The 25,474-nt window shown below is 63.9% G+C and carries 18 protein-coding genes; 7 read left to right on the top strand and 11 right to left on the bottom strand.

Annotated features, from left to right (window positions below; genetic code table 11):
* Positions 1-98 precede the first annotated feature (98 nt).
* Positions 99-1,436, top strand: a complete 1,338-nt coding sequence (locus RR51_RS16385) for an MFS transporter (protein ID WP_039614105.1) — start codon at positions 99-101, stop codon at positions 1,434-1,436.
* Between the two features lie 134 nt (positions 1,437-1,570).
* Here the strand turns inward: RR51_RS16385 and RR51_RS16380 are convergent, their stop codons facing one another.
* Genes RR51_RS16380 through RR51_RS16370 form a run of 3 tightly spaced genes read right to left on the bottom strand, consistent with a single transcriptional unit; the run spans position 1,571 to position 7,179 of the window.
* Positions 1,571-4,717: an efflux RND transporter permease subunit gene (locus RR51_RS16380; protein ID WP_039614104.1), complete on the bottom strand. Its 3,147-nt coding sequence runs from the start codon at positions 4,715-4,717 to the stop codon at positions 1,571-1,573.
* Between the two features lie 16 nt (positions 4,718-4,733).
* A complete protein-coding gene (locus tag RR51_RS16375; RefSeq protein ID WP_039614103.1) occupies positions 4,734-5,933 on the bottom strand; it encodes an efflux RND transporter periplasmic adaptor subunit in 1,200 nt (399 codons plus the stop codon).
* On the bottom strand, positions 5,926-7,179 hold the full coding sequence (locus RR51_RS16370; RefSeq protein WP_039614102.1) for a TolC family protein: 1,254 nt from the start codon (positions 7,177-7,179) through the stop codon (positions 5,926-5,928). The genes RR51_RS16375 and RR51_RS16370 overlap by 8 nt, the downstream gene beginning before the upstream one ends.
* 215 nt (positions 7,180-7,394) lie before the next feature.
* On the opposite strand from RR51_RS16370, the gene aroQ reads away from it, so the two are divergent.
* Both aroQ and RR51_RS16360 read left to right on the top strand, forming a co-directional pair.
* The gene (gene aroQ / locus RR51_RS16365; RefSeq protein WP_013971975.1) at positions 7,395-7,844 is read left to right on the top strand and encodes a type II 3-dehydroquinate dehydratase; all 450 of its coding nucleotides are present in this window, start codon (positions 7,395-7,397) and stop codon (positions 7,842-7,844) included.
* Positions 7,841-8,689 carry a shikimate dehydrogenase gene (locus RR51_RS16360; RefSeq protein ID WP_039614101.1) on the top strand — a complete coding sequence of 283 codons (849 nt, stop codon included), beginning with the start codon at positions 7,841-7,843 and terminating at the stop codon, positions 8,687-8,689. The genes aroQ and RR51_RS16360 overlap by 4 nt, the downstream gene beginning before the upstream one ends.
* 119 nt (positions 8,690-8,808) lie before the next feature.
* Here RR51_RS16360 and RR51_RS16355 read toward each other — a convergent pair whose 3' ends face one another.
* Positions 8,809-9,345, bottom strand: a complete 537-nt coding sequence (locus RR51_RS16355) for a thioredoxin family protein (RefSeq protein WP_177328667.1) — start codon at positions 9,343-9,345, stop codon at positions 8,809-8,811.
* On the bottom strand, positions 9,335-9,610 hold the full coding sequence (locus tag RR51_RS16350; RefSeq protein ID WP_023662927.1) for a DUF2790 domain-containing protein: 276 nt from the start codon (positions 9,608-9,610) through the stop codon (positions 9,335-9,337). Before RR51_RS16350 ends, RR51_RS16355 begins: the two co-directional genes overlap by 11 nt.
* 220 nt (positions 9,611-9,830) lie before the next feature.
* On the opposite strand from RR51_RS16350, the gene RR51_RS16345 reads away from it, so the two are divergent.
* From RR51_RS16345 to RR51_RS16330, 4 genes are all read left to right on the top strand, one after another.
* Positions 9,831-10,571, top strand: coding sequence for a response regulator (locus RR51_RS16345; RefSeq protein ID WP_003250463.1), 741 nt, complete (start codon positions 9,831-9,833; stop codon positions 10,569-10,571).
* Complete coding sequence (locus tag RR51_RS16340) at positions 10,568-11,854, top strand: sensor histidine kinase (RefSeq protein WP_039614100.1); 1,287 nt, start codon at positions 10,568-10,570, stop codon at positions 11,852-11,854. Before RR51_RS16345 ends, RR51_RS16340 begins: the two co-directional genes overlap by 4 nt.
* A gap of 247 nt (positions 11,855-12,101) precedes the next feature.
* A complete protein-coding gene (locus RR51_RS16335) occupies positions 12,102-12,719 on the top strand; it encodes a ferric reductase-like transmembrane domain-containing protein (protein ID WP_039614099.1) in 618 nt (205 codons plus the stop codon).
* A 14-nt stretch (positions 12,720-12,733) separates the two neighbouring features.
* On the top strand, positions 12,734-13,222 hold the full coding sequence (locus tag RR51_RS16330; RefSeq protein ID WP_039614098.1) for an HvfX family Cu-binding RiPP maturation protein: 489 nt from the start codon (positions 12,734-12,736) through the stop codon (positions 13,220-13,222).
* Between the two features lie 119 nt (positions 13,223-13,341).
* On the opposite strand, the gene RR51_RS16325 is transcribed toward RR51_RS16330, so the two are convergent.
* From RR51_RS16325 to RR51_RS16300, 6 genes are all read right to left on the bottom strand, one after another.
* Positions 13,342-14,040 carry an HvfC family RiPP maturation protein gene (locus RR51_RS16325; RefSeq protein WP_039614097.1) on the bottom strand — a complete coding sequence of 233 codons (699 nt, stop codon included), beginning with the start codon at positions 14,038-14,040 and terminating at the stop codon, positions 13,342-13,344.
* On the bottom strand, positions 14,033-14,881 hold the full coding sequence (locus RR51_RS16320) for an HvfB family MNIO-type RiPP peptide maturase (RefSeq protein WP_152619897.1): 849 nt from the start codon (positions 14,879-14,881) through the stop codon (positions 14,033-14,035). The genes RR51_RS16325 and RR51_RS16320 overlap by 8 nt, the downstream gene beginning before the upstream one ends.
* A 76-nt stretch (positions 14,882-14,957) precedes the next feature.
* Positions 14,958-15,449: an HvfA family oxazolone/thioamide-modified RiPP metallophore gene (locus RR51_RS16315; RefSeq protein WP_039614096.1), complete on the bottom strand. Its 492-nt coding sequence runs from the start codon at positions 15,447-15,449 to the stop codon at positions 14,958-14,960.
* Positions 15,450-15,612: 163 nt separating this feature from the next.
* Positions 15,613-16,167, bottom strand: coding sequence for a DUF4174 domain-containing protein (locus RR51_RS16310; RefSeq protein ID WP_039614095.1), 555 nt, complete (start codon positions 16,165-16,167; stop codon positions 15,613-15,615).
* A 199-nt stretch (positions 16,168-16,366) separates the two neighbouring features.
* Positions 16,367-20,854, bottom strand: a complete 4,488-nt coding sequence (locus tag RR51_RS16305; protein ID WP_039614094.1) for an NEL-type E3 ubiquitin ligase domain-containing protein — start codon at positions 20,852-20,854, stop codon at positions 16,367-16,369.
* A gap of 143 nt (positions 20,855-20,997) precedes the next feature.
* Entirely contained in the window at positions 20,998-25,473 is a 4,476-nt protein-coding gene (locus RR51_RS16300; RefSeq protein ID WP_039614093.1) for an NEL-type E3 ubiquitin ligase domain-containing protein, read from the bottom strand.
* Position 25,474 lies beyond the last annotated feature (1 nt).

The following is a 25,474-nucleotide window of genomic DNA, read 5'->3' as shown; positions in this document are numbered from 1 at the left end:
TCCAGCACCCGGCGATCTACTGGCAAGCACAACAATGATGGCGCTGCACGACAGCGCCACTTTCATCATGCCTGCCAATGGAACCGGAGAGCACTCGCATGCCCACACCTAACGAGGTATCCCCCGCCACCCTGCGCCGGGTGATCGCCGCCTCGGCCATCGGCAATTTCGTCGAATGGTTCGACTTCGCCGTCTACGGCTTTCTCGCAACCCTGATCGCCAGCCAGTTCTTCGCCAGCGAAGACGCCAGCGTGGCCTTGCTCAAGACCTTTGCGGTGTTCGCCGTGGCCTTCGCCCTGCGCCCGCTGGGCGGCATCGTGTTCGGCGCGCTGGGTGACCGCCTGGGGCGCAAGCGCATCCTGTCGCTGACCATCCTGCTGATGGCCGGCTCCACTACCCTCATCGGCCTGCTGCCGACCTACGCCAGCATCGGCCTGGCAGCCCCCGCGCTGCTGACCCTGGCGCGCTGCCTGCAGGGCTTTTCTGCCGGTGGCGAGTATGCCGGGGCCTGCGCCTACCTGATGGAGCACGCGCCCAACGACAAGCGCGCCTTCTATGGCAGCTTCGTGCCGGTGTCGACCTTTTCCGCCTTTGCCTGCGCGGCGGTGATCGCTTATGGCCTGGAAGCCAGCCTGTCGGCCGAGGCGATGAATGCATGGGGTTGGCGCATCCCGTTCCTGATCGCCGCGCCGTTGGGGCTGGTCGGCCTGTACCTGCGCTGGCGCATGGAAGAAACACCGGCGTTCCGCGAAGCCATCGCCCAAGGCAAGGAGCATGAACATTCGCCGCTCAAGGAAACCCTGCGCAACCATGGCCGGGCTATCCGCAACCTGGGGGCTTTCATTTCGCTGACCGCGCTGTCGTTCTACATGTTCACCACCTACTTCGCCACCTACCTGCAACTGGTCGGCAACCTGACCCGCGCGCAATCGCTGCTGGTGACCACCGTGGCCCTGCTGTTCGCCGCAGTCGGCTGCCCGCTGGCCGGAGCGTTCTCGGACCGCGTGGGGCGACGCAAGACCATCGGCTTTACCTGCCTGTGGGTGATGCTGTGCGTGTTCCCCGCGTACTGGCTGGCCAGTTCCGGCTCGATGCCCGGTGCACTGCTGGGAGTGATCCTGCTGGCGGTCGGAGCGCTATGCAGTGGCGTGGTCACGGCGGCATTGCTGTCGGAAAGCTTCCCCACCCGCACCCGCTATACCGCTTCGGCAATTACCTACAACGTGGCCTATACACTGTTTGGCGGCACCGCGCCGCTGGTGGCGACCTGGCTGATCGGGCAGACCGGCAGCAGCCTGGCACCGGCGTTCTACCTGGTGGTGATTGCGCTGGTGGCGTTGGTGGGTGGGTTGGCGTTGCCGGAGACTTCGCGGATTTCGTTGCATGATGAGGCTGGGGGCGACGGTGCAAGGGCTGGGGCTCGTCGTACTGTTTGAGAATTTGGGGCCGCTTTGCGGCCCATCGCGACACAAGGCCGCTCCTACAAGGGATCGCGTCAATTTGCGGCTGATGCGGTCCCCTGTAGGAGCGGCCTTGTGTCGCGATGGGCTGCAAAGCAGCCCCAGGATTCTCAACCCTCCTGCACCTCTTCGCGCCGATACGCCCACTGATACAACGCCGGCAACACCAGCAAAGTCAGTGCGGTGGACGACAGAATCCCGCCAATCACAACGGTCGCCAGCGGCCTTTGCACCTCGGCCCCGGTCCCGGTAGCCAAAGCCATCGGGATGAACCCCAGCGACGCCACCAGTGCCGTCATCAGCACCGGCCGCAAGCGCGTCAGCGCGCCCTCCTCGACCGCTGCCCGCAGCGTGCGCCCCTCCTCCCGCAAGCTACGGATAAAGGCGATCATCACCAGCCCGTTGAGCACCGCCACCCCTGACAAGGCAATGAACCCCACGCCAGCGGATATGGACAACGGAATGTCGCGCAACCACAGCGCCAGCACCCCACCGGTAAGGGCGAACGGGATGCCGGTGAACACCAGCAGGCCATCCCTGAGGTTGTTGAACATCATCAGCAACAGCGCCATTACCAACAGCAAGGCCACCGGCACCACCACCTGCAGGCGCTCGGCCGCCGACTGCAGCTGCTCGAACTGGCCGCCCCAGCGGGTCCAGTAACCCGGCGGTATCTGCACCTGCTGGATCAGCGTCTGTTCTGCCTCCTCGACGAACGAGCCCAGGTCACGCCCGCGCACGTTGGCACTGACCACCACCACCCGCTTGCCGTCCTCGCGGCTGACCTGGTTCGGCCCCAGCTGCAGGTTAAGCGTGGCCACCTGCGACAGCGGGATGAAGCCGATTTGCCCGGCACCCGCAGCAGCACTGGCCGGCACCGGAATCAGCAGGCTGGCCAGCCCGTCGACATCGGTGCGCAGGGTTTCCGAAAGGCGCACCACCATGTCGAAACGGCGGTCACCTTCGTACAGCGTGCCGGCCGTGCGGCCACCCACGGCAATGGCAATGGCGTCCTGCACATCACCCACGTTAAGGCCATGGCGGGCCGCCTTGTCGCGGTCGATATCGATGGTCAGCACCGGCAGGCCGGTAGTCTGCTCGACCTTTACCTCGGACGCGCCCGGCACGCCTTGCAGGCTGCTGGCGATCTGCGCTGCGGTGCGGTTGAGTACGTCCATGTCATCACCAAACAGCTTCACCGCCACATCGCTGCGCACCCCGGAAATCAGCTCGTTGAAGCGCAGCTGGATCGGCTGCGACAGCTCGTGGTTACTGCCCGGCACGCTGGCGGCGGCACGTTGTACCTCGGCGATCAGCTCATCACGCGGCTTGCCCGGGTCGCCCCATTGCTCACGCGGACGCAGCATCACATAGGCGTCGGAAATGTTCGGCGGCATCGGGTCGGAGGCGATCTCGGCGGTGCCGGTGCGGGCGAACACCCGCTCCACTTCCGGCACCTGGGCGATGATCGCCTGCTCCAGGCGCTGCTGCATGTCGACCGACTGCGACAGGCTGGTGCCCGGCACGCGCAGGGCCTGCAGGGCAAAGTCGCCTTCGCTGAGGCTGGGGATGAACTCGCTGCCCATGCGGCTGGCCATCACCCCGGACAACAACACCAAGGTAGTGGCGGCAGCGAATGCCAGCTTGCGCCGGCCCAGCACCCAGGCCAGCACCGGGGCATAGCGCTGACGCGCCGTGCGCATTACCAGGCCTTCCTCTTCCTTGACCTTGCCGGTGACGAACAGGGCAATGGCCGCCGGCACGAAGGTAACCGAGAGGATCATGGCACCAAGCAGGGCGATGACCACGGTAAAGGCCATAGGGTGGAACATCTTGCCCTCCACCCCGGTCAGGGCAAAGATCGGCAGGTACACCACCATGATGATCAGCTGGCCGTAGATCAGCGGCCGGCGCGCCTCACGGGCGGCAGCGAACACTTCATGGAAGCGCTCGGTGCGGGTCAGCATGCGGCCATGGCGTTGCTGGGCGTGGGCCAGGCGGCGGATGGCGTTTTCCACGATCACCACCGCGCCGTCGACGATGATGCCGAAGTCCAGTGCGCCCAGGCTCATCAGGTTGGCGCTGACCTTGTTGCTGAACATGCCGGTGAAGGTAAACAGCATCGACAACGGAATGACCATGGCGGTGATCAATGCAGCGCGGATGTTGCCCAGGAACAGGAACAACACGGCGATGACCAGGATGGCGCCCTCGACCAGGTTCTTCTTCACCGTGGCGATGGCCTTTTCCACCAGGTTGGTGCGGTCGTACACCGTCACCGCGACCACGCCCTTGGGCAGGTTGCGGTTGATCTCGACCAGCTTGGCGGCGACCGCCTGGGCCACCGTGCGGCTGTTCTCGCCAATCAGCATGAACACCGTGCCCAGCACCACTTCCCGGCCGTTTTCGGTGGCCGCGCCCGAGCGCAGCTCTTCGCCCAGGCCGACCTGGGCAACATGGCTGACGCGGATTGGCGTGCCATCGGCACTGGAGATGACGATATTGGCGATGTCCTCGGCCGACGCCACCTGGCCTGGCGCGCGAATCAGCAACTGCTCGCCATTGCGCTCGATGTAGCCGGCGCCGACGTTGGCGTTGTTGCGCTCCAGCGCCGCGATCAGGTCGTTGAGGGTGAGTTTGTAGGCCGCCAGGCGCTTGGGCTCCGGCGCAATCAGGTACTGCTTGGCATGGCCGCCGATGCTGTTGACTTCGGCCACCCCGGGCACGTTGCGCAACTGCGGCTTGATGATCCAGTCCTGAATCACCCGCAAGTCGGTCGGGGTGTAGGGTGTGCCGTCTTCCTTCAGCGCGCCCTGCTCGGCTTCCACCGTCCACAGGAAGATTTCACCCAGCCCGGTGGAAATCGGCCCCATGCCCGCTTCGATGCCGGCGGGCAACTGCTCACGCGCCACTTGCAGGCGCTCGTTGACCAGTTGGCGGGCGAAGAACAGGTCGGTGCCGTCGTCGAAAATGACCGTGACCTGCGACAGGCCCGAGCGCGACAGCGAGCGGGTCTGCTTGAGCCCGGGCAGGCCGGCCATGGCGGTCTCGATGGCGAAGGTGATGCGCTGCTCGGTCTCCAGCGGCGAATAGCCGGGCGCGGCGGTATTGATCTGCACCTGGACGTTGGTAATGTCCGGTACAGCGTCGATCGGCAGTTTCTGGTAGCTGTGGATACCCACCGCGGCCATCAGGACCACGGCCAGCATCACCACCAGGCGCTGCTCGATGGCGAATTGGATCAGGCGTTCGAACATGCAGGTGTACCCGTGATCAATGGCTGTGCTCGGCCGAGCCCTTGCCCAGCTCGGACTTGAGGACAAAGCTGCCGGCAGCGGCCACCTGGGTTCCGGCGGCAAGGCCGGTGGTGATTTCCACCAGGCCGGCGTCGCGGCGGCCGGCCTTCACCGGGCGGGCCTCGAAGCCTTTTTCGGTACGGGCAAACACCACGGTCTGCTCTTCCCAGGATTGCAATGCGCTTTCCGGTACCACCACGGCGGCGTTGAAGCGTTCGACGCTGACCGCGACGTTGACGAACAACCCAGGGCGCCAGGCGCCGTTGGGGTTGGCCAGCGTGGCGCGGACAGTGGCGGCACGGTTCTGCTCGCCGAGCAGGCTGCCGACGTAGTTGACCTTGCCCTCGACCCGGGCACCCAGGTCCGGCGCGCTGACCGTGACATTGCGGCCGGTGGTCACCTTGTCCAGGTCGCGCGGGGCGACGGCGAAGGTGGCCCAGACCCGGCTCAGGTCAGACAGGGTGAAGGCATTGCTGGTCTCATCGACCACCTCACCCACAGTCAGGTGCTTTTCCACCACCACTGCATCGAACGGCGCGCGCAGTTCATAGCGGTTGCCGGCACCGGCCGGGCCCACGGCGGCGACCTTCTGCCGGGCGTTGGCCAAGGCAATCTCCGCTTCCTGCAACGCCTGGCGGGCCTGCAGGTAATCCTGCTCGGCGCTGATGCGTTCCTGCCACAGCTGCTGTTCGCGCTGGAAGGTCAGGCGCGCCAGTTCCAGGCGGCGCTGGGCAGCCTGCTGTTCGCTGCGCAGGTCGGAAATCTGCTGGCTGGCAATTACCGCCAGCACCTGACCACGCTTGACCGCCTGGCCCAGCTCGGCTTGCACCGACTCGACCACACCGGGCACGCGTGGCACGACGTGGGCAGTGCGATCCTCGTCGAAGCGGATTTCACCCGGGAAGCTGATGGCGGTGCCCAGTTCACGAGGGCCGGCATCGGCCAGTTGCACACCGGCAGCTTCGATCTGGGCGATGGACAGGTGCAGCTTGCCCGCCTCTTCTTCGTGACCTTCGCCGGCCTGTTCCTCGCCGTGGCCATGGGTGTCTTCGCCGTGGTCGTCGTGCCGGGCTTCAGTGCTCGATGCGTTGCCGAGGTTGCCGGTCCAGGCCAGGCCACCCAGGCCAAGCGCGGCAATGGCGGCAGCCAGAAGGGCTATCTTGCGTGGATTAGTCATTGTTGCTCCTGCTGTTCAATTTGTTGCTCAGCCCATCGAGGTCGCCATAGATCCGCTCGACCTGCGCCCGCGCGTCGGTCGCCGAGGCCAGCGCCTCGAGGTACAGCCCGCGTGCCTCGATCAGCGTGCGCTGGGCGTCGAGTACATCGAGAAAGGCGAACTTGCCCATTTCGAAACCGCGTGTGGCGGTGTCCACGGCCTGCTGGGCAGAAGGCAGGATGGTGCGGTCATAGGCCTGCACTTCCTGCATGGCCGTGGTCCACTGGCTGACGGCGCTGCGGGTTTCACTGCGCAGGCGCAGTTCCACGGCGTTGCGCAGGTCACGCGCCTGGTCGGCACGGCGGGCCGCGGCCAGCACGTTGCCCTGGTTGCGGTCGAACAGCGGCAAGGGCATCGACAGGCCCACCACATTGACCCGCTCGCGGTCTTCGCGGCTGTACTGGCTGCCAAGGCTGACGGTGAGGTTGGGAATACGCAGGGCCTTTTCCAATCCCAGGGACGCTTCGCCGCGCTCGACCTGGGCGGCGGCCAGGCGCCATTCGGCCGTTTGCTCGACCTGGTCGAGCAGGGCATCGGCGCTGGGCGCATCACCGGGGGACAGGTTGGCTGCCTGCAACTGGTCGAACCTTGCCAGCGGGCTGCCGGTCAACCGTGCCAGGGCCTGGTAGGCCACACTGCGCTGGGTTTGCGCACGGCGCACTTCAGCCTGGGCCTGGGCCAACTGCACCTGGGCCCGGGTGGCCTCAACGGGCGATGACTGGCCAGCGGTCACCCGCCCCTGCACCACTCGCAGCCCGCGCTCGGTCAACGCCTGCGATTGCTGCGCCAAATCCAGCGCGGTCTGTGCGCGCAGGGCCGCGTGGAAGGCCTGTATCACATCGGCGCGCAGGCCGTTGCGCTGGCGTTCCAGGCCCAGCTGGGCAATGGCCTGGCCAGCACCGGCCACGGCGACACGTGCGCCGCGCTTGCCGCCCAGCTCCAGCGGTTGGCTAAGGGTGACCGTGGTGGTGCTGGTGTCACGGCGGGTGTCCTCGACCTCCCAGGACAGCTCCGGGTTGGGGATCAGCCCGGCCTGGCGCCGTTCGCCATCGGCAATGCCGATTTCCCGTCCGGCTGCGGCCAGCTCCGGGTTCTGGGCAAAGGCGGCGTCTAGCGCCTGGGGCAGGCTCAGGCTCTGGCTGGCCTGGGCAGTGCCGGCGCCAGCCAGCAACAGGCAGAGCAAGGCGGTCTTGCGGGGGATGGGCACGAAACAGTCCTCGTCGGCGAGATTTGCCGAGGGACTGTAGAAAGCCGCGCTTATCGGGGCGGTGGCGGGAAAATTACAATTTTGTAATCCAGTCTGAGTTGCTGAGGGTTCGATAATCGCCCACTTTCCGGGTACAGCGGTTTAGTCCAATTGACTAAACTAACCAGGCGGTACAAAACTAGGAAGCATCCAACAACAACAAAGCGATGCCCGTCATGAAGCCCCTTATTCTCGTACTCAACGGCCCCAACCTGAACATGCTGGGCACCCGCGAGCCTGCCCAGTACGGCCACGAAACCCTCGCCGACCTGGCCCAGGGTTGTGCCGACACCGCCCATTCCCTCGGCCTGGAAATCGAATTCCGCCAAACCAACCACGAAGGCGAACTGATCGACTGGATCCATGCCGCCCGTGGCCGATGCGCCGGCATCGTGATCAACCCCGGCGCCTGGACCCACACCTCGGTGGCCATCCGCGATGCCCTGGTGGCCGGCGAAGTGCCGGTTATCGAAGTACACCTGTCCAACGTGCACAAGCGCGAACCGTTCCGTCACCTGTCGTTCATATCGTCCATCGCCGTCGGGGTCATCTGCGGCCTGGGCAGCCATGGCTATCGCATGGCCATCAGCCACTTTGCCGAAATGTTGCAGGAGCGCAGCGCATGAGCCAGCAAGCCATCCTCGCCGGCCTGATCGGCCGCGGCATCCAGCTGTCGCGCACCCCTGCCCTGCACGAACACGAAGGTGATGCCCAGGCGCTGCGCTACCTGTACCGGCTGATCGATGCCGACCAGCTGCAACTGGACGACAGCGCCCTGCCCGGCCTGCTCGACGCTGCCCAGCACACCGGTTTTACCGGGCTAAACATCACCTACCCGTTCAAGCAGGCGATCCTGCCGTTGCTCGACGAACTGTCGGACGAAGCCCGCGGCATCGGTGCGGTGAACACCGTGGTGCTCAAGGACGGCAAGCGGGTCGGCCACAACACCGACTGCCTGGGCTTTGCCGAAGGCTTGCGCCGTGGCCTGCCGGATGTGGCAAGGCGCCAGGTAGTGCAGATGGGTGCCGGTGGCGCAGGTTCGGCCGTGGCCCATGCCCTGCTGGGTGAAGGGGTCGAGCGGCTGGTACTGTTCGAAGTGGACGTGGCCCGTGCACAGACCCTGGTGGACAACCTGAATGCCCATTTCGGTGCCGGGCGCGCCGTGGTCGGCACCGACCTGGCCACGGCCCTGGCCGAGGCGGACGGGCTGGTCAACACCACACCGGTGGGCATGGCCAAGCTGCCGGGCACGCCGCTGCCGGTGGAGCTGCTGCATGCTCGCCTGTGGGTGGCGGAGATCATCTACTTCCCGCTGGAGACCGAACTGCTGCGCGCCGCCCGGGCATTGGGCTGCCGCACCCTGGATGGCAGCAACATGGCCGTGTTCCAGGCGGTGAAGGCGTTCGAGCTGTTCAGCGGGCGCCAGGCGGATGCGGCGCGGATGCAGGCGCACTTTGCCAGTTTCACCTGACAGACAGGTGTCGGCTTCTTCGCGGGCTTGCCCGCTCCCACAGGTGCTGCGCAAATTTCACTGATTACGCAAATCCCTGTGGGAGCGGGCAAGCCCGCGAAGAGGCCGGCACAGACAACTCACCCTTTCTCATCCAGCAACGCCTGTATCACCTGCTCCTGCCCACCATAATCCCCCTCGCCAAAGTGCACATGGCGTACCTGCCCCTTGCGGTCGACAAAGTAGTGTGCCGGCCAGAACTGGTTGCCCCAGGCATTCCACACCTTGTAGTCGTTATCCACCGCCACCGGGTAACCGATCCCCAGGCTGGCCACCTTGTCACGCAAGGTGCCTACATCGTGCTCGTAGTCGTACTCCGGGGTGTGCACACCGACCACCACCAGGCCCTGGTCGGCATAGCGCCGCGCCCATTCGTTCACATGCGGCAGGCTGCGCCGGCAGTTGATGCAGTCCCAGGTCCAGAAGTCCACCAGCACCACCTTGCCCTTGAGCCCGGGGCCATCCAGCGGCGCCGAGTTAAGCCACTGGCTGGCGCCGGACAGCGACGGCATGGCACCGTAGCTGTCGCGGGCCATCAGGTGCCCGCCTAGACCCAGGCCGGCCAGCGCCAGGGCAATGCCGCCAACCTTCAACAACAAGCGGCGATCAATTCTCATGGCAGCCGCCGGTGGCATAGGTGCGGTACTGCACGCTCTGCTGCTGGCCCTTGGAGTCGAGGTAGTCCATGCGGGTGTTCACCAGGCCGCAGGCGTCGCTCTGGTCATCCTGTATCGACAGCACTTTCTTCACATCCAGGTGGTCACCGTAGCGGTACTGCATGACCCCGCTGTCGTCCATCGGCATGGTGGAGGCCTGGGCGGCAATGGCGCCGAAGCTGAGCACGGCGAACAGGCTGGCACGGGCGAAGGTATTGAAGTTCATGGCATCTCTCCTGTGTAACGCTTGAGGGTGGGGAGTTGTGCTCCCCGGTCGAGAGCCATTTCACGCCGGCCAGGTATCCCGTATGTGTCGCCCGAAGCTGTGATGTGCTTCCTCCTGTGTCTGCACACATGCCAGATACACTGCAATACAAACCCCCGCAGGCAAGCGCGAACGCGCTCGGTACACTGCGCCTATCCCCTCTTGCACAGGAACGCAGCGCATGGAACACGTCGATCACATCCTGATCGTCGACGACGACCGCGAAATCCGCGAACTGGTCGGCAACTACCTGAAGAAGAACGGCCTGCGCACCAGCATCGTCGCCGACGGCCGGCAGATGCGCGCCTTTCTCGAAGCCAACAGCGTCGACCTGATCGTCCTGGACATCATGATGCCCGGCGACGACGGCCTGCTGTTGTGCCGCGAGCTGCGCGCCGGCAAGCACCGCAACACCCCGGTGCTGATGCTGACCGCCCGCAACGACGAAACCGACCGCATCATCGGCCTGGAAATGGGCGCCGACGATTACCTGACCAAGCCGTTCTCGGCCCGCGAACTGCTGGCCCGCATCAACGCCGTGCTGCGCCGCACGCGCATGCTGCCGCCCAACCTGACCATCAGCGAAAGCAGCCGCCTGCTCGGCTTCGGCCAGTGGCGGCTGGACACCACCGCGCGCCACCTGCTCGACAGCGAAGGCACCCTGGTAGCCCTGAGCGGTGCCGAATACCGCCTGCTGCGGGTGTTTCTCGACCACCCGCAGCGGGTGCTCAGCCGTGAGCAGTTGCTCAACCTGACCCAGGGCCGCGAAGCCGACATCTTCGACCGCTCCATCGACCTGCTGGTCAGCCGCCTGCGCCAGCGCCTGGGTGACGACGCCCGCGAACCCAGCTGCATCAAGACCGTGCGCAGCGAGGGCTACGTGTTCTCGTTGCCGGTGCAACTACTCGAGTCACCATCATGAAGTGGCCACGTACCCTGGCCTCGCGCCTGGCACTTATCTTCTTCACCGGCCTGGTGCTGGCCTACGGCCTGTCGTTCGGCCTGCAAGCGTACGAGCGCTACATCAGCAGCCGCTCGATGATGCTCAGCACCCTGGAGCAGGACGTGGCCACCTCGGTGGCCATCCTCGACCGCCTGCCCGCGGCCGAGCGCGCCGCCTGGCTGCCGCGTCTGGAGCGGCGTACCTACCGCTACCGGCTGGACCAGGGCCTGGCGGGCGAAGCCATGCCGACCAGCGACCCGCCCATGGCCGCCGACTCGATCGTCAAGGCCATTGGCGCCGACTATCGCCTTTCCTTCCAGGAAATCCCCGGCCCGAATGCGCACTTCCAGGCCCACCTGACCCTCGCCGATGGTGCTCCGCTGACCATCGACGTAACCCCGTCGCCGCTCCCGGTGGCACGTTGGCTGCCCGTGGTGCTGCTGATCCAGTTGGCCGTGCTGTTGCTGTGCACCTGGCTGGCAGTACGCCTGGCGATCGGCCCGCTGACCCGTCTGGCGCGTGCGGTGGACAACCTCGACCCGGACAAGCCTGGCGTGCAGCTGGATGAAAGCGGCCCGCGCGAGGTGCGCTACGCCGCCGTGGCCTTCAACGCGCTGCAGGCGCGCATCGCTGCCTACCTCAAGGAACGCATGCAGTTACTGGCGGCCATCTCCCACGACCTGCAAACACCGATCACGCGCATGAAACTGCGTGTAGAAGTGATGGACGAAGGAGTAGAGAAGGACAAGCTGTGGAACGACCTTGGCGAGATGGAGCATCTGGTGCGCGAAGGCGTTGCCTACGCCCGCAGCATGGATACCAGCACCGAGGCACCGTGCCGGGTCAACCTCGATGCCTTTCTCGACAGCCTGGTGTTCGACTACCAGGACAGTGGTGCCCAGGTGGAGCGCCATGGCAGCAGCGGCAGCCTGCTGGAAACCCGCCCGCATGCCCTGCGCCGGGTGCTGGTGAACCTGGTGGACAATGCCCTCAAGTTTGCTGGTGCTGCCGAGCTGGAGGTATGCCGCGAGGGCGACAGGACCGTGATCCGAGTGCTCGACAACGGGCCAGGCATACCCGGTGGCGAACTGGATGAAGTGCTCAAGCCGTTCTATCGCGTGGAAGGCTCACGCAACCGCAGCACCGGCGGCACCGGGCTGGGGTTGGCGATTGCCCACCAGCTGATCCAGGCCATGGGCGGCCGACTGACACTGAGCAACCGCGCAGGCGGCGGGCTGTGCGCGCAGATCGAGCTGAAGTAAGGCAATCTCAGGTAGGAGCGGCCTTGTGTCGCGATCGGGCCGCAAAGCGGCCCCGGCAATTCATGCGGCGAAGCTGAAAACCTGGGGCTGCTTCGCAGCCCATCGCGACACAAGGCCGCTCCTACAGGGACTGCGGCGCTTGAGCGACTTCTACAATCCGATACACAACCCCACCACCGCCGACACACTGCAGATACCCCACCCCGACACACTCCCGGTCACACAACCACACCCGGGAGCCTCCCTGATGAAACCCCTCACCCTTCCCTCCGGCTGGAAGCTGTTCGCCACGCTCGCCGGCCTGACCCTGGCGATGACCGCCGTGGTCCTGGCCAGCCAACCTGATCCGAACGGCCTGCGCAGCGCGATCCGTGCCACTGCGCGCAGCTCCTTCGCGCTATTCCTGCTGGCCTTTCTGGCCTCGTCGCTGGTGACCTTGCTACCTGGCACCAGCAGCCGCCGCATCCTCCAGGAACGGCGCTATCTGGGGTTGGCATTCGCCTTTTCCCACACCGTGCACGGCGTACTGATCTACCGCTATGCCCAGCAATTCCCCGAGCTGTTCTGGGCCGGCCGCACGTTCACTTCCAGCCTGCCCGGCACCCTCGGCTACCTGTTCCTGCTGCTGCTCACCATCACCTCGTTCAAGGCCCCGATGCGCCTGTTGGGTGGCCGTGCCTGGCAGGCCCTGCACAGTACCGGCATGTGGGTACTGGCCGCGGTGTTCTGCCTGTCGTTCTACAAACGCATCCCCATGGGCGGCTGGTACCCGCTGGCGTTCGCCCTGATGTTCAGCGCCATCGCCGTCAAGCTCACCGCCAAGCTGGCCCGTCAGCAACGCCGTAACGCCCGTGCCCTTTCCTGAAGAGAGAAACCAGCATGACCACCTTGACCCGCACCCTGACCACCTTCGACCGCTTCGGTACCTGGAGCGCCGACCTGCCGTTGCGGCTGTTTCTGGCCTGGGAGTTTTTCGAATCCGGCTGGGAGAAATTCAATGGCAGCAACTGGTTCGCCGACCTGCAGGCGAACTTCCCGTTCCCCTTCAACCTGCTGCCTGCAGAGCTGAACTGGCAGCTGTCGATGTGGGCGGAGCTGATCCTGCCGTTACTGCTGTTGTTGGGGCTGGGTACCCGGCTGGCCTCGTTTGGGCTGATGGTGGTGACCGTGGTGGCGATTGCCACGGTGCATTGGCCGGCGCACTGGTCGAGCCTGGCCGAACTGGCCCAAGGTTATGCCATTACCGACCAAGGCTTTGGCAATTACAAGCTGCCGCTGATCTACCTGGTGGCGTTGCTGCCACTGCTGCTGAAAGGGGCTGGGCGGTTGAGCCTGGATCATTGGCTCAGAGGGCGGTTCTGCAGGTGATATTGCCGGGCTGCGTTGCAGCCCATCGCGACACAAGGCCGCTCCTACAGGGGATCACGTACCTCTGTAAGAGCGGCCTTGTGTCGCGATAGGGGCGCAAGGCGCCCCCGTACCCGCACTCAACATGTACCGATGATGACCCCCTGCTCGCGCAGCCCCTCCAGCAACGCCAACCCCTCTTCCACAGCACCGCCCAACGCCTGCAACCGAGCCCGCCCACTGCCCTGTTCCAGCGCCAGCAACCGGTACGCCAGCGGCGCCAGGCGCGCGAAGCGCACCTTCAGCCCTGCATCGCGATAAACCAGCAACAAGGTCGGCGCCTCTGGCGCGACCGCTGGCTGGTAATCCGCCCCGATCCGCTCCACCGGCCAGCGATAGGCCAACACCCGTGCCACACACGACAACAATGGCTCCCCTTCCAGCAGGTCGCCTGCCGGGTCATGGGCCGGGTCCTCGGCATCGCTCAGATACAACTGCGCCTCGACCCACTCATAGTGCGCCAGCTCCAGCTGCCAGGGCGCATCCAGTTCGATGCCTTGCAGGTAATCGACGAACGCCTCGGCAATCTCGGTAAACAACGGTGTCTGGCTGCGATAGTTGGCATAGAAATCTCGCACTCGGGCATGCCAGCGCGGTTCACCCAACGCCTGGCGCATCACCGGAAAACTGCCGGCCAGCAAACCTTCGATAGCACCATAGAACAGCTCGCGGTAAACCTTCAGGCGCCGGGCCTCCACCCCCGGCGGCGGCGCATGGCGCTGCGGGTCACGCAGGTGTCGGGCCAAGGCGTACTGCTGCTCACGCAAGGTCTCATTCATCTGCATGCCCTCCAGAAGCACGCTGCACAGCACGGATGCGCGCCGTTTCGGCGAGCAGTTCGACCAGCGGCGGGTAGTTGAAATCACGCTCGAGTACCGTCGGTTGCACACCGAAACGCTTACAGGCGACCGCGTACAGCGCCCACACATCCTCCTTCACCGCAGCCCCATGGGTGTCTACCTTGAGGTCCGGCGCTTCATCGTAATGGCCAGCCACGTGCATGCCGGTCACCCGCGCCTGAGGCAAGCCCGCAAGGAACTCGCGGGCGTCGTAACCGTGGTTGCAGGCGTTGACGAATACGTTGTTGACGTCCAGCAGCAGGTCGCAGTCGGCCTCCTCGAGGACTGCACAGATGAAATCGAGTTCGCTCATCGCCTGGTACGGCGCCGCGTAGTAGCTGATGTTTTCCACGGCAATGCGCCGCTCCAGATATTCCTGGGCCTGGCGAATCCGCGCGGCCACATGGCGCACCGCTTCGTCGGTGAATGGAATGGGCATCAGGTCATACAGGTGCCCGTCATCACTGCAGTAGCTCAGGTGCTCGCTGTACAGGCGCACCTGATGGCGATCGAGAAACTGGCGGGTCTGGCCAAGGAAATGGCGGTCCAGCGGCTCGCTGCCACCCAGCGACAACGACAGCCCGTGGCAGGTAACGGCAAAACGCTCGGCCAACTGCGCCAGGCCCTTGCCATAGGCACCACCCACGGCAATCCAGTTTTCCGGCGCGCATTCGAGAAAGTCCACGGCGCCAGCCTCCATGGCCAGCAGTTCCGGCAACAGGCCGCGGCGCAGGCCAAGCCCGGTCTGTAACGGTGCAGGGGACAAAGATGTGGGGTGCATGAACAGGTCTCCGCAACAGGCACAACGCCCCGCCTGACCAGCAGGAGGGGCGTTGTGCGGTTCATGGGGTAGAGGTTCAGGACTTGCCGGTCAGGTGGCTGAACAAGCCGTCGGGCATGGCCTTGCCATTTGCCTGGTAGATCGCCTTGAGGTGATCCGCCGCCTCCTGTTCGGAGATGAAGCCATCATGGTTGCTGTCGATCTTGTCGAAGTCGCCGGCACGGTCCTTCGCCACCGCCAGGAACTCGTCGTGCGAGACCTTGCCGTCGTGGTTGCTGTCGGTCTTGGCAAACGAGGCATCACCACACTTGCCCTCGCCACATTTGCCTTCGGCACCGGCCTTGGCGCTGGCGCCGCACTTGCCCTCACCGCATTTGCCTTCGCCCTGGGTGGCCTTGGCGCTGCCACCACATTTGCCTTCACCACATTTGCCCTCGCCTGCCACCTTGGCCGAAGCCAGCTGGTAACCCTGGGCCAACGGCTCGACGGCAAAAGCGCTGCTGCTCAAAGCCATGCTGCCGATCAGGGCAGCGCCGAGCAGGCCGAGGGTGTTTCGTACTTGAGTCATGGTGTCGCTCCACTGTGGTTGGAATGTGGAGCCATTAGGCCGTTGCGGTATGTCCTGGATGTATCGCGCGGGGTGCGGTTTTGTATGGGAATGGGTCTGCAGCGTGGGCAGATACAGTGGGATACACGACGGCCCCAAAATGCCTCGGGGCCGTCGTGCAGGGTCAGTCTTCCAGCGGCTTGGGTGGCGCGGCCGGCTTGGCGGGTTTGGCAGGCTTGCTGTCCTTGGCCTTGGGTTCCGGTGCCGCCGCTGCCACAGGCTCCGGCGCCGTCACGGCTTTTTCGCTGGCCGGCAGATCATCGACCGCCTTGAGGATCACCTGCGGGTCGATGGCCCCTCCCTCTTCGTCGTCCTTGAGCATGTGCCGCTCACCGTCCTTGCCCACCAGGATCACCTTGGTGCCTTTGCTGGCACCCAGCTTCAACTCGCGGATCAGGGCCATGGTGGTCTGCTGCTCGAGGTTCTTGTCCTCACGCTTGCCCATCATATTGGCAACGCTGTACACCACCAGGTTGCGCTCTTTGAAGGCGGCCTGGGTGGCCGGGTCCTTGAGGGCCTCGTTCAACCCACGCAATGTCGGGTCGGCGCTGCTGGGTGCAATGACGACCAAGGGCCTGGCCTTGCCCAGTTCCTTGGCCAGCGGTGCGTCACTGTCGGCGGCAAACACTGGGCCGACAAGCGCGAGCAAGGTGGCGAGGGTCAATGACCGGACGAACATGCGTATCTCCTTATTCTCTCGATAAACCAGAAGACTACAGATCAGGGCGAAAGATCCGACGAGCGAGCGTAAACCAGCAAAAGGCCTCCATGTTTGAATGAACAGTAACCGGCGGTTACCAAGTGCGGTCGCTCACCGTCCCTAGCCCGAAAAAATACCTCTATCACTTGTAGCTTGAGCATAGTCCAATGCGCCCTGGTCATGCCGGCCGTTGCAGAGCCTCGATGGTCAGTTGAAGTTCGGTCCTTTCGGTCCACTGCCTGATTTCCGCCATCAACCTGGCGGCGTCATCGGCATTGGCATCCTCAGCCAACTGGTTCTGAAAACTTCGCGGCACTTCGAGTTCGCGTACGTAGCGTTTCTCGAGATATTTTCTCCAGAACGTTTGCTGGACCATCCACACTGCCACCGATTGGGCTGTCTCGTTACGCCTTATCTCCTCACGCGCGCGCATGACCGAAGCGTCACTCAGGTGAGGGAGCCAAGCGTGGAGCATGCTCCGCGCATTGCCTGGCAGGTCCAGGTCCTCGCGCAAGCGAATCGAATAGGCCAGTGCCCATTCGATCGACTCGTTCCCGCGACGTGCAGCCTCAGCCTCACGCAAGGCGATGAACTCGACCTCCCGTTGCCTCCACAACCGCCGCGCCAACGCGACCAGAACTCGCTCCTGGCTGCCAGAAGGGGCAGCCTGCTCGGCGTCCCATTCAAGGCATCGGATTTCAAGTTCCTGGAAGACCACCGTGGCGTTGTCGGCGCAGTTCTCAACCACTGCACGGGAGAAAAGCTCATTGGCCAGCTGTGGAACCTTCTCGATCTTTGCCATCATCGCCAAAACCCGTAAAGCCAGCATTTCCCCAAATCGAGGATGAGTGAAGTCTTGCGAGCGCGTGAGCTGTTTGAGCAGCTGCATGAAACTCGTCGCCCCATCCATTTGCTCGATAGTCATCCACAAGTTGCTCAGGTCTTCACGGCTCTCGCCATCCAGGCGGTCCGCCCAGCGAAACTTCTCAGGGACCGTGCTGTACTCTGGAATATTCCAGGTCTGCTGCGCCCGTTCAGCCTGACGCAGCAACACAGGATTGCCTGCCAGCGCCACGTAACCGCGCTGCCATAAATCGGACTCGATGAAACCAGGGGGCAACGTAGTGATGAAGTTGTTGGAAGCATCGAGCATGTACAACGCCCCACAATTCGTGATGCCCTCGGGCAACGATGCCAACCCTGTACTGCGCAAACGCAGTTCGGCCAACTGTTCCATCCCCACCACGGAAAAGGGCATGTTCAAACGGTTGCCCGAAAGGTTCAGGTACCTTAACCGGCGGCAGAGCGCCAGCACTTGAGCCTGAGGCACGTCCAGCGAGATGCAGTTGGCGGACAGGTCGAGAATGCGCAGATCATTGAGCGACGCCAGGCTACCTGGCAGCCGCTCCAACCGGTTGTAGTTCAGTTCCAGAGACGTCAGATTGGGGAATGAAAGAAGAAATTGTTCTGGCACTTCCGTCAGTTGCAGGCTGCGCAGGGAAAGCTCGGTAACATGCTCGAAGATGAACTGTGGCCCCAATACAGGCAATGAGCGCAGCTCATAGCCGCTGTACTGCCAAGCCACAGATTCCCTTTCGTTCTCAGGGACAACCTGACCAGGCACCCGCGCCCGCCAGCAACTCATGATTGCTTTGCGAAACCGCTTGCGCTCGGTTCGTTCACCGGTCATCAGGCCGTGCCATTCCCAGCCTTTCAAGTGGGCCTTCAACAGCTCCTCTTGCTGTTCGAGCACCCTGAGTGCAGCTTCGGTATCGCGCCCCGAAGCATGCAGCCTGGCCAGCCAGGCTTCGATCTGCTCGTCACTGTACGCTGGGTAGAGTTTGCGCAGCCGCGCCTCGAACGCGCGCGGCCGAGACGCAGGCCGGACAAAGCGTCCCAGGCCCCCACCAAGCGGGTAGCCGACCCTGCCATCCTCCAGGCGCATTGGCGTCAACATCCATGGCTGTCGAGGTTTTTTGCCCAACGCCTGGGCGAGCACTGTGCTGTGCCCGGCAATTTGCCGGCCCAATACTGCTCTCAAGCTCGCGGCATAGGGTTCAGTGATGCCGAGTGCCGCATGATCGTCAGGGACAAACGCCTCCACCAGGGTCTCGAACAACTCGCCGGGGCCGCGCAGCTCCAGGCCTAGCGCGTCCTCAAGTTCGAACTGCCCGTTGTCATGTACAAGCCTGTAGTTCTGCCCGTTACCAGCGGTCGTCATTAACGGCTGCGGGCTATCGCCATCGTACAGCCGCCAGCGCGGCCTGGCCTCCCTGACATCCAGAGTCTCGAGCAGCGTCAGCGCGACCTTGGCCTGGTCCAGGGTCTGGGGCGTTTCGATGAACAGCCCCTCGCAGGCACGCGCAACACGTATGCGCAGTACACTCAGCCGGGCCCTTTCGACCAGCCGAAACGGCACCGTGCCGCTGACCAGTGCCTGAAACTCCGCACCTTCGGCCGACAGCTCAGCCAGCAGCTCGCGCGCCGCTCGGCGATGCAGGCTCGGGAATGCCCTGCGCAACGTTGCCACCGCCGCATCGTCCGGCTCCTGCTGCCCGTCATACACCTGTTGAAACAGTTGGCGACGCCTTGCAGAGACCTGCGCCGCCAATGCCGGCCCGTCGTGCTCGGTGACGCCAGGCAAGGCCCGGGCCTTCGACAGCAACGGCGCGTCCTCCGGCACCCGCCCAAGCTTCAAATCGTCCAGCAAGGCTTGCAGCCGGCGGTCGATCAGCAGGCGCTCTACGGTATCGACCAGCTCGGCCTCAGGTGGCCGACCGTATACATGCAACGCCCGAAGATGGTCTGCATCCAGGGCATGGACGGCCATGGCCTGGTCAATCTGTTCATCATCCAGCCGAGCGAAACGCTCACCCAGGCGGCGGAACATCCTGTGCTTGTCTGTCCAGCTGGCCGGTTGCTCGGTCCACAGCCGCCAGGCACCGGCGTCATTGTGACGCAACAAAGGTCCATGGCCACCTCGTGGTGCCAGTTGCCATTCTTCATCTGCGCGCTGGACGATTTCGTAGTTGTGGCCGTCCATGGTCATCCAGCTTCTGTCCTGTGCACGGTAGATGCCCATTGCATCGGCCACTTCCCCAGCGGGAAGTGCAGCACTGCGAAACGGCACCAGGTCTCCATTCCAGAGTTTCTCGCTGCCGTCTTCCAGGCGCGCTGGCACCCACTGGTCCAATGCGGCCCAGGCCCGGCTCGCTTCCCGCCATACCACAGCGGTGACACCGATCACGGCCAGGTCTTTGGTCACGCTGAGCACATGCTCCATTGCGGCGCTGGTATCGCCCTCGCGCCAGTCTTCGACGGCCTGGAACAGCTCGCCCAGCAGGTCCCAGACCATTACCGCCAGCAGCAGTGCATTGAGCGCAGGGATGAACACGCCCGCCACCGTAGCCAGTGTCCAACCCTCGGCAACCAACCTTTGTTGATGAGCTTCCTGGGCCTTGCGGTCAAGGTCAGACACCGGCGTTGCAATCACCGCAGCATCGTCCTTGATGTGATCGATCCGCGCGCAAGCAAGGTGCTCGAACAACGGCAGCGGGTAGTCCCGCATGTGCTGGTCCATTTCCCGGGTTGCCCAATCGGCGACGCCTTCCAGGTCCTTGGCAACTCTGGAGAAGAACTGCTGGCTGTCGCGCCGGCGTATGAAGCGTTTGAAGAAATCCTGATAGCGCTTGTCTCGCAGACGCTGGCCCAGGACCTTGCGGGTGAAGCTTTCCAGGTCGGGGCTTGCGGTCCAGGGACCGTGGGGGTCATCGGGAATATAGACAATGATCTTGCGGCTGACCTTGTCATGAAATACATCGAGTATCACGATCTGTTGCAAGTCGCAGCCGAACGCCTTGAGTTGCCGGGCCACTACTTTCGACTCGTACAACGTGCCAGGTCTGCCGTGCTTGCATAGCTCTAGCACCAGGTCCAGTTCGGCAGCACTCAGTACTCCATCGCCTTTAGCCTTGCACGCATCGATCAGCATGACCGAGCTGTACAACTGGGCAAGCGTCGAAGTCATGCTGCGCCAGCCGCTTGTCTGGCTGCTCGGCGCTTTGAGCACGCTGTCCAGGTGCTGTTGATAGCGCTTGCCCAGATCCAGCTGGCGGCAGAAGCGTGCGAAGGCTGGCGCGGTTGGTGAGGCGAGCCGTTGCGACAGGCTGTCGACGATGCAGTTGTCCTTGTGCTGTTCGTTCCGCCCCTCGCCCGGCGTGAAGTTGTCCAGTGCCGCCTCGATCAGCGGTACGTCGAAATAGTCCTTTTCCACCACCGGATAGCGCCCCCAAACGCTGCCCTGGCTGGGAGCGGTGTAGGTGTACCAGCGCCTGAAATACAGGCCATCGACATTTTCCCTGGTGCCGAATTCTTCCTGCATGGCGTGTTGTAGCAGCGGCTTGACGAAACGGTCGATGCCCTCGATGCGCGCAAGCTCCTTTTCCAGCCACTGTCGACAGGCCAGGCTGTCTTTCAACGCGTCACGTAAAGCAGCATGCTGCGATTCATACAGACCGTTGGCCGGGATGTTCTGCTCGGTCGGCGATACGATACGCAGCCGGCGAATCCATCTGGGCAGTCGTTTGACGATGAGGTTGTCCTGATAGGCCTGCTCCATGGCCAGCGTATCGGCGGTTGGCGGTTGCTGCTTGGTGGGTGTAGTCACGTTGTAGGCCTCTGTCTGATCCAAAGGCCTGACAATAGGCACAGGTTTGCCAGATGGTCGGCTAGATAGGTACCACCTCTTCAGAACAGCGCCAACTGCTGGCCGGTAACCGCTCGACACTGTCGCCGACAGAAAAGTGATCACTACCTGGGCGCAGCCACCGGTATCATCACAACCGCCAGATGGCGGCCCAATGCCTCCCGTGTCAGTTGCTTGATCACATTGAGCTCCCACTGTTTCACGCGATCCTGAAGCCGGTCGATGTCCGCTTGCGCGGCGTCGCGCTCTATCAGCACTTCCAGTTCGGCATGAAAGAAGTGCGGCGTACTCAGGCGCGTCGCGAAGGCGCGGGCCAGGTGCTCCTTCCAGAACGGTGTAGTCGATAGATAATCGACCAGCGCGTCCCTGGACTGGGCAACCCGCACCAGCTGCGCGGCGGCGTCGATATCCTGCCGTGACAGGTTGGCAACGCCGGGGTTGAGCATTTCGTCGTGCTCGATAGGCAGGTCCAGGTCATCGGCCAGCGCCAGCCGGTAGGCCAGTGCGAACTCCAGCGACTCCTCGGGTCGGCCAGCACGCACGGCGTGCAAGCCACCCACCTGGTCAAGGGTATCCAGCCGCCAGCATTGGCCGCCCAGGTGCAACAGCGCCCGCTCCGGGTCGTCGGCCACGCTACCGTGCAGTGCTTTCCATATGCGCACACGTACTTCCAGGTCGCTGAAGCGCAAGGTTGCATTGTCCTGGCAATGCTCGGTCAACGCATGCGCGTACAGTTCCGTGCGCAACATCGGTTGTTCGCTCATCGACACCAGCATGCGCAGTACCCTTAGCGCCAGGTAGCGGGCCAGGAACTCCTGCTGGAAATCGGCCGAACCGGTCAAGCGTTGCAGCAGGTGAAAGAAGTCCTTCGACGCCTCCTGGCCATTGAGCTTGCCCCAGATATTGGCCATGCGATCACGTTCAGCGGGTTGCACCAGGTCGGTCCAGCGCAGCATCGTCGGCACTTGGTCTTCGAGCACCTCGTGCCAGGTATCCTGGTCGCGCAGCAAGGGGTTGCCTGCAAGCCAGACCCGCCCCGCGTACCACAAGTCCGAGCGATAGAACCCGTAGGGCAAGGTGCGGATCGCGTTGTGGCTCACGTCCAGCGTATGAAGGTGCGGCGCTTCCATGACCCCAGTAGGCATCTGCGTCAACTGCGTCCCCCGTAGCATCAGGGCATTGAGCCGGGGCATGCCCTCGACTGACAGCGCACTGCGCAACGGGTTGTGGGACAGATTGAGGTACACCAGCGAGCGGCAGCGATGCAGCAGGGCCGGCATGCCGCTTTCCGGCCCGATCTGGTTGTTCGACAAGTCCAGCACCTGCAGGCGCTCGGCCATGGCCTGGGTCAACGCCAACGTACGCAATCGGCAATTGCTGATGCTTAACGTCCTCAGCGTGGAGAAGGCGTGCAGAAATGTGTCCGGCACGGTGTTTATCTGCAGTGACCTCAATGCCAGGTCCGACACATGCGCGAAGCTGACCGTCGCCGGGATGGCTGGCAGTGCATCCAGGTCACTGCTGTAGCAACTCAGCAAAAAGCCACGGTCCGCCGCTACAGCCCCCAGCTGTTTGGGCACCAGGTAGCGCCAGCAGTCAATGAGGCCCTGGGCGAACTCGCGGCGCGCCTTCCAGGCCCAGACTTTGACCGTGCCCATCCGCCAGCTCTTCAGAGCCCGACGCAAGGTGCCCAGCTGTTGCCTCAGTTCGGCCAGCTCCGTCGCTGGGTCATGTTGCGACGCCCGCAACCGTTCCAGCCAGTGCTCGACATCGCCATCGTCGAAAGCCGGGTAAAGGTCACGCAGTTCGCCAGCCAGGTTCCTGACCACGGCCCGATCCAGGCCCAGGCACTGGCGCCAGCCACTCAACGGGTAGCCGACACGTCCATTGGCCAGGCGTAACGGCATGAACACGCCGCCATTCGGGGGCCGGATGCCAAGCACTTCGGCAATCACTTCCCGCTGTTGCGCCACCCGCCGTGCCAGCTCGCCGCGAAGCTGCAAGGCGAACGGTCTGCCAACGGCCAATGTCGCATGCTGCTCACGGGTATATCCGCTGGCAATCTGCTGGAACAACTCACCGGCAGGGCCCAACGGCCCCTGGTCATCGCTGAGACGGAACAGGCCATCCCGGTACCTGAGCTGCAACTGCCGCCCCTCCCCACGGGTGCTGAGCAGCGGCGTACCGGCATCACCGTCGAACAATTGCCAGCGCGGACCGGTGCCCACGCCAGGCATGCGTTCGAGCATGCCCAGGGTGAAACGCGCAAGGTCGAGGGTTTGCGGCGTATCGAACAGCAACGCTTCGTGTACACGTATGCAACGGATGCGCTTGACCAGTGCCGCAGCCGAGATCAACAGGTCGTCCGGGCTTGCCGTACGCAACAGGTGTTCCGCCGCTAGCCGGTGCAGGCTGGCAAAATCGCGCTGTAACACCTGCGTCTCCTCCGTCAGGGGGTACTGCTCGTAGTACAACTGCCCCAGCAACGAACGGCGTCGGTTCCAGAGATAATCAGCCAGCTCGTCATTCGCCACTTCCCCTGTACCTTGCCAACGCTGGGCCCGGGCAAGGAGTGCCGTATCGGCCACCGGCCCGCCTGCGCGCAGCTGGCTGACCAAGACCTTGATGCGGTTCGCCAGCCCGACCCGGCTGACGGTGTCCGACAGGCAGGCATCCGCTGCCTGGCCGCACACATGCAAGCCGCGCAAATCGTCAGGCTCCATCCCGTGAATGGCCAGCACGTGATCGATCTGGTCGTCTTCCAGTTGCCTGAACTCACCGCCCAGCCGCCGGAACATAACATGCGTGTCATCCCATTCCACCGGCTGCTCGCACCATACCCGCCAGGCGCCGGCGCCGTTGTGCCGTAACCCGGGGCCGTGGCCTTGCCTGGGCAGCAGGCTCCATTGCTCGTCGTCGCCCTGTACCACTTCGTAGAAGTAACCCTGCATGTTCACCCAGCAACGCCCGCCCAGGCGATACACACCCTCGGCATCGAGCTGCGCCTGCAGCGCAGGCGGCGCGGAGCGAAAAGGCGCCAGGTCGAAGCTCCAGAGCTTTTCGCTGCCATCTTCGAGCCGCGCCGTGACCAGTTGCTCGACCCGATCGGTCTTACGCACCACCGCGCCGGCCAGCACAGACGTGATACCCACCGTGATGAGCGTCCTGGCGATGTTCAGCAGGTGTTCGACCGCAGCACGGATATCGCCCTCTCGCCAGCTTTCCACAGCATGGAATGCGTCCTTGAACATGTCCCAGGCCATGGCTGCCACCATCACCGCGCCAATGGCCGGCACGAACAACCCCACTACCCCTGCCGTAGCCCAGGCGCCGGCCTCCAGGCGTTCACGCTGTGCCTGTTGAACGCCACTGTCGATCATGCGCACCGGTACTGCGATGAACGCTGCGTCATCCTTGATCACGTCGATACGCGCCTGTGCCTGGTGGTCGAACAAGGGCAATGCACAATCAACCAGGTGCTGCTCCATATCCCGCGAGGCTGCTTCGGTCACATCCGCAAGTTCGTCGGTAACCCGGGCAAAAAAACCGGCCTGATCACGCAGGCGCACGAAGCGCCTGAAGAAACGCTGGTACTGAGGGTCGGCAAGGCGTTTGCCCAAGGTCCTGCGGACAAAAGTGTCGAGATCTGGCGCGGCACACCACGGGCTGACCGGGTCGCCGGGCAGGTACACCAGCACACGTCTGGTGCTGGTAAAACCCAGCGTCGTGCGGGTGACATGCAGCACGATGATCTGCTCAAGCATGCACCCAAAGACACGCAGACGCCTGGCGGCGACCGGGTCGCCCTTGAACCTGCCAGGTGCGCCGCTGCTGCACAACCCCAGGATCAGGGCCAGTTCTGCAGGGGTCAGGGCCGTCTCGGTCATTGCTTTGAAGTCATCTACCTGCATGTTCGACACCAGCTGCGTCTTGAGCGTGGCTTGCATGCCCTCGGTGCCTCTGGCGGGCGGGTACAGGACGCTGTCCAGGTGCTCCTGATAGCGCTCACCCAGATCCAGCTGACGGCACACCTTAGCCAACGCCGAAGCGCTCACCCCCGGAATCATCACACCCGCAGCGTCCACCAGGCAGTCGCTACGCGGCAGGGTGCCCGGTCTCGCTTCCTCCTCGGTGAAGTTGGCCAGCGCAGCATCGACAAGCGCGATGTCGTAGTGGTTTTTTTCCTGCTGCCCCAAGTGGCCCGTGGCGAGTTCCGGATGGGGCGAAAGGCTGAAGTAGGTGTGGCGGTAGAACAGCGTATCCGGGTCGTGCAAGGAATGCAGTTTTTCCTGCAACGCTCGCTGCAGCAGCGGCTTGCTGAACGCGTGAATGCCTTGCAGCGACGCCAGGTGACGCTGCAGACGCTGGCGGCAGTCGAAACTGTCTTGCAGGGCCTGCAGCAGCGTTGTCAATTGTTCTGCCGTTACCGAAAAAGGTGGCTGCAGCGCACTGCCGGGGCTTGCCAGGTTCAACCCGCTCAGCCAGGCCGGCAAGCGGCGGGCAAGGATGCCGTCCTGGAAGCCTCGCTCCAGGTCCAGGGTGGTGGGCAATGCTCGGGTCGGATTCAGACGGTTCTGCATG

Source organism: Pseudomonas sp. C5pp (genome assembly GCF_000814065.1).
GTDB classification, from domain to species: Bacteria; Pseudomonadota; Gammaproteobacteria; order Pseudomonadales; family Pseudomonadaceae; genus Aquipseudomonas; species Aquipseudomonas asiatica.
Note: the sequence above shows the minus strand (reverse complement) of the source record. Positions and strands in the feature narration are given on the sequence as shown.

Bases quoted from the DNA above. Each gene is read 5' to 3' on its own strand.
- RR51_RS16335 (WP_039614099.1), top strand. From the start codon at position 12,102: ATGAAACCCCTCACCCTTCCCTCCGGCTGGAAGCTGTTCGCCACGCTC.
- RR51_RS16350 (WP_023662927.1), bottom strand. From the start codon at position 9,610: ATGAACTTCAATACCTTCGCCCGTGCCAGCCTGTTCGCCGTGCTCAGC.
- RR51_RS16315 (WP_039614096.1), bottom strand. From the start codon at position 15,449: ATGACTCAAGTACGAAACACCCTCGGCCTGCTCGGCGCTGCCCTGATC.
- RR51_RS16330 (WP_039614098.1), top strand. From the start codon at position 12,734: ATGACCACCTTGACCCGCACCCTGACCACCTTCGACCGCTTCGGTACC.
- RR51_RS16325 (WP_039614097.1), bottom strand. From the start codon at position 14,040: ATGAATGAGACCTTGCGTGAGCAGCAGTACGCCTTGGCCCGACACCTG.
- RR51_RS16300 (WP_039614093.1), bottom strand. From the start codon at position 25,473: ATGCAGAACCGTCTGAATCCGACCCGAGCATTGCCCACCACCCTGGAC.
- aroQ (WP_013971975.1), top strand. From the start codon at position 7,395: ATGAAGCCCCTTATTCTCGTACTCAACGGCCCCAACCTGAACATGCTG.
- RR51_RS16360 (WP_039614101.1), top strand. From the start codon at position 7,841: ATGAGCCAGCAAGCCATCCTCGCCGGCCTGATCGGCCGCGGCATCCAG.
- RR51_RS16310 (WP_039614095.1), bottom strand. From the start codon at position 16,167: ATGTTCGTCCGGTCATTGACCCTCGCCACCTTGCTCGCGCTTGTCGGC.
- RR51_RS16320 (WP_152619897.1), bottom strand. From the start codon at position 14,881: ATGCACCCCACATCTTTGTCCCCTGCACCGTTACAGACCGGGCTTGGC.
- RR51_RS16375 (WP_039614103.1), bottom strand. From the start codon at position 5,933: ATGACTAATCCACGCAAGATAGCCCTTCTGGCTGCCGCCATTGCCGCG.
- RR51_RS16385 (WP_039614105.1), top strand. From the start codon at position 99: ATGCCCACACCTAACGAGGTATCCCCCGCCACCCTGCGCCGGGTGATC.
- RR51_RS16380 (WP_039614104.1), bottom strand. From the start codon at position 4,717: ATGTTCGAACGCCTGATCCAATTCGCCATCGAGCAGCGCCTGGTGGTG.
- RR51_RS16355 (WP_177328667.1), bottom strand. From the start codon at position 9,345: ATGAGAATTGATCGCCGCTTGTTGTTGAAGGTTGGCGGCATTGCCCTG.
- RR51_RS16340 (WP_039614100.1), top strand. From the start codon at position 10,568: ATGAAGTGGCCACGTACCCTGGCCTCGCGCCTGGCACTTATCTTCTTC.
- RR51_RS16345 (WP_003250463.1), top strand. From the start codon at position 9,831: ATGGAACACGTCGATCACATCCTGATCGTCGACGACGACCGCGAAATC.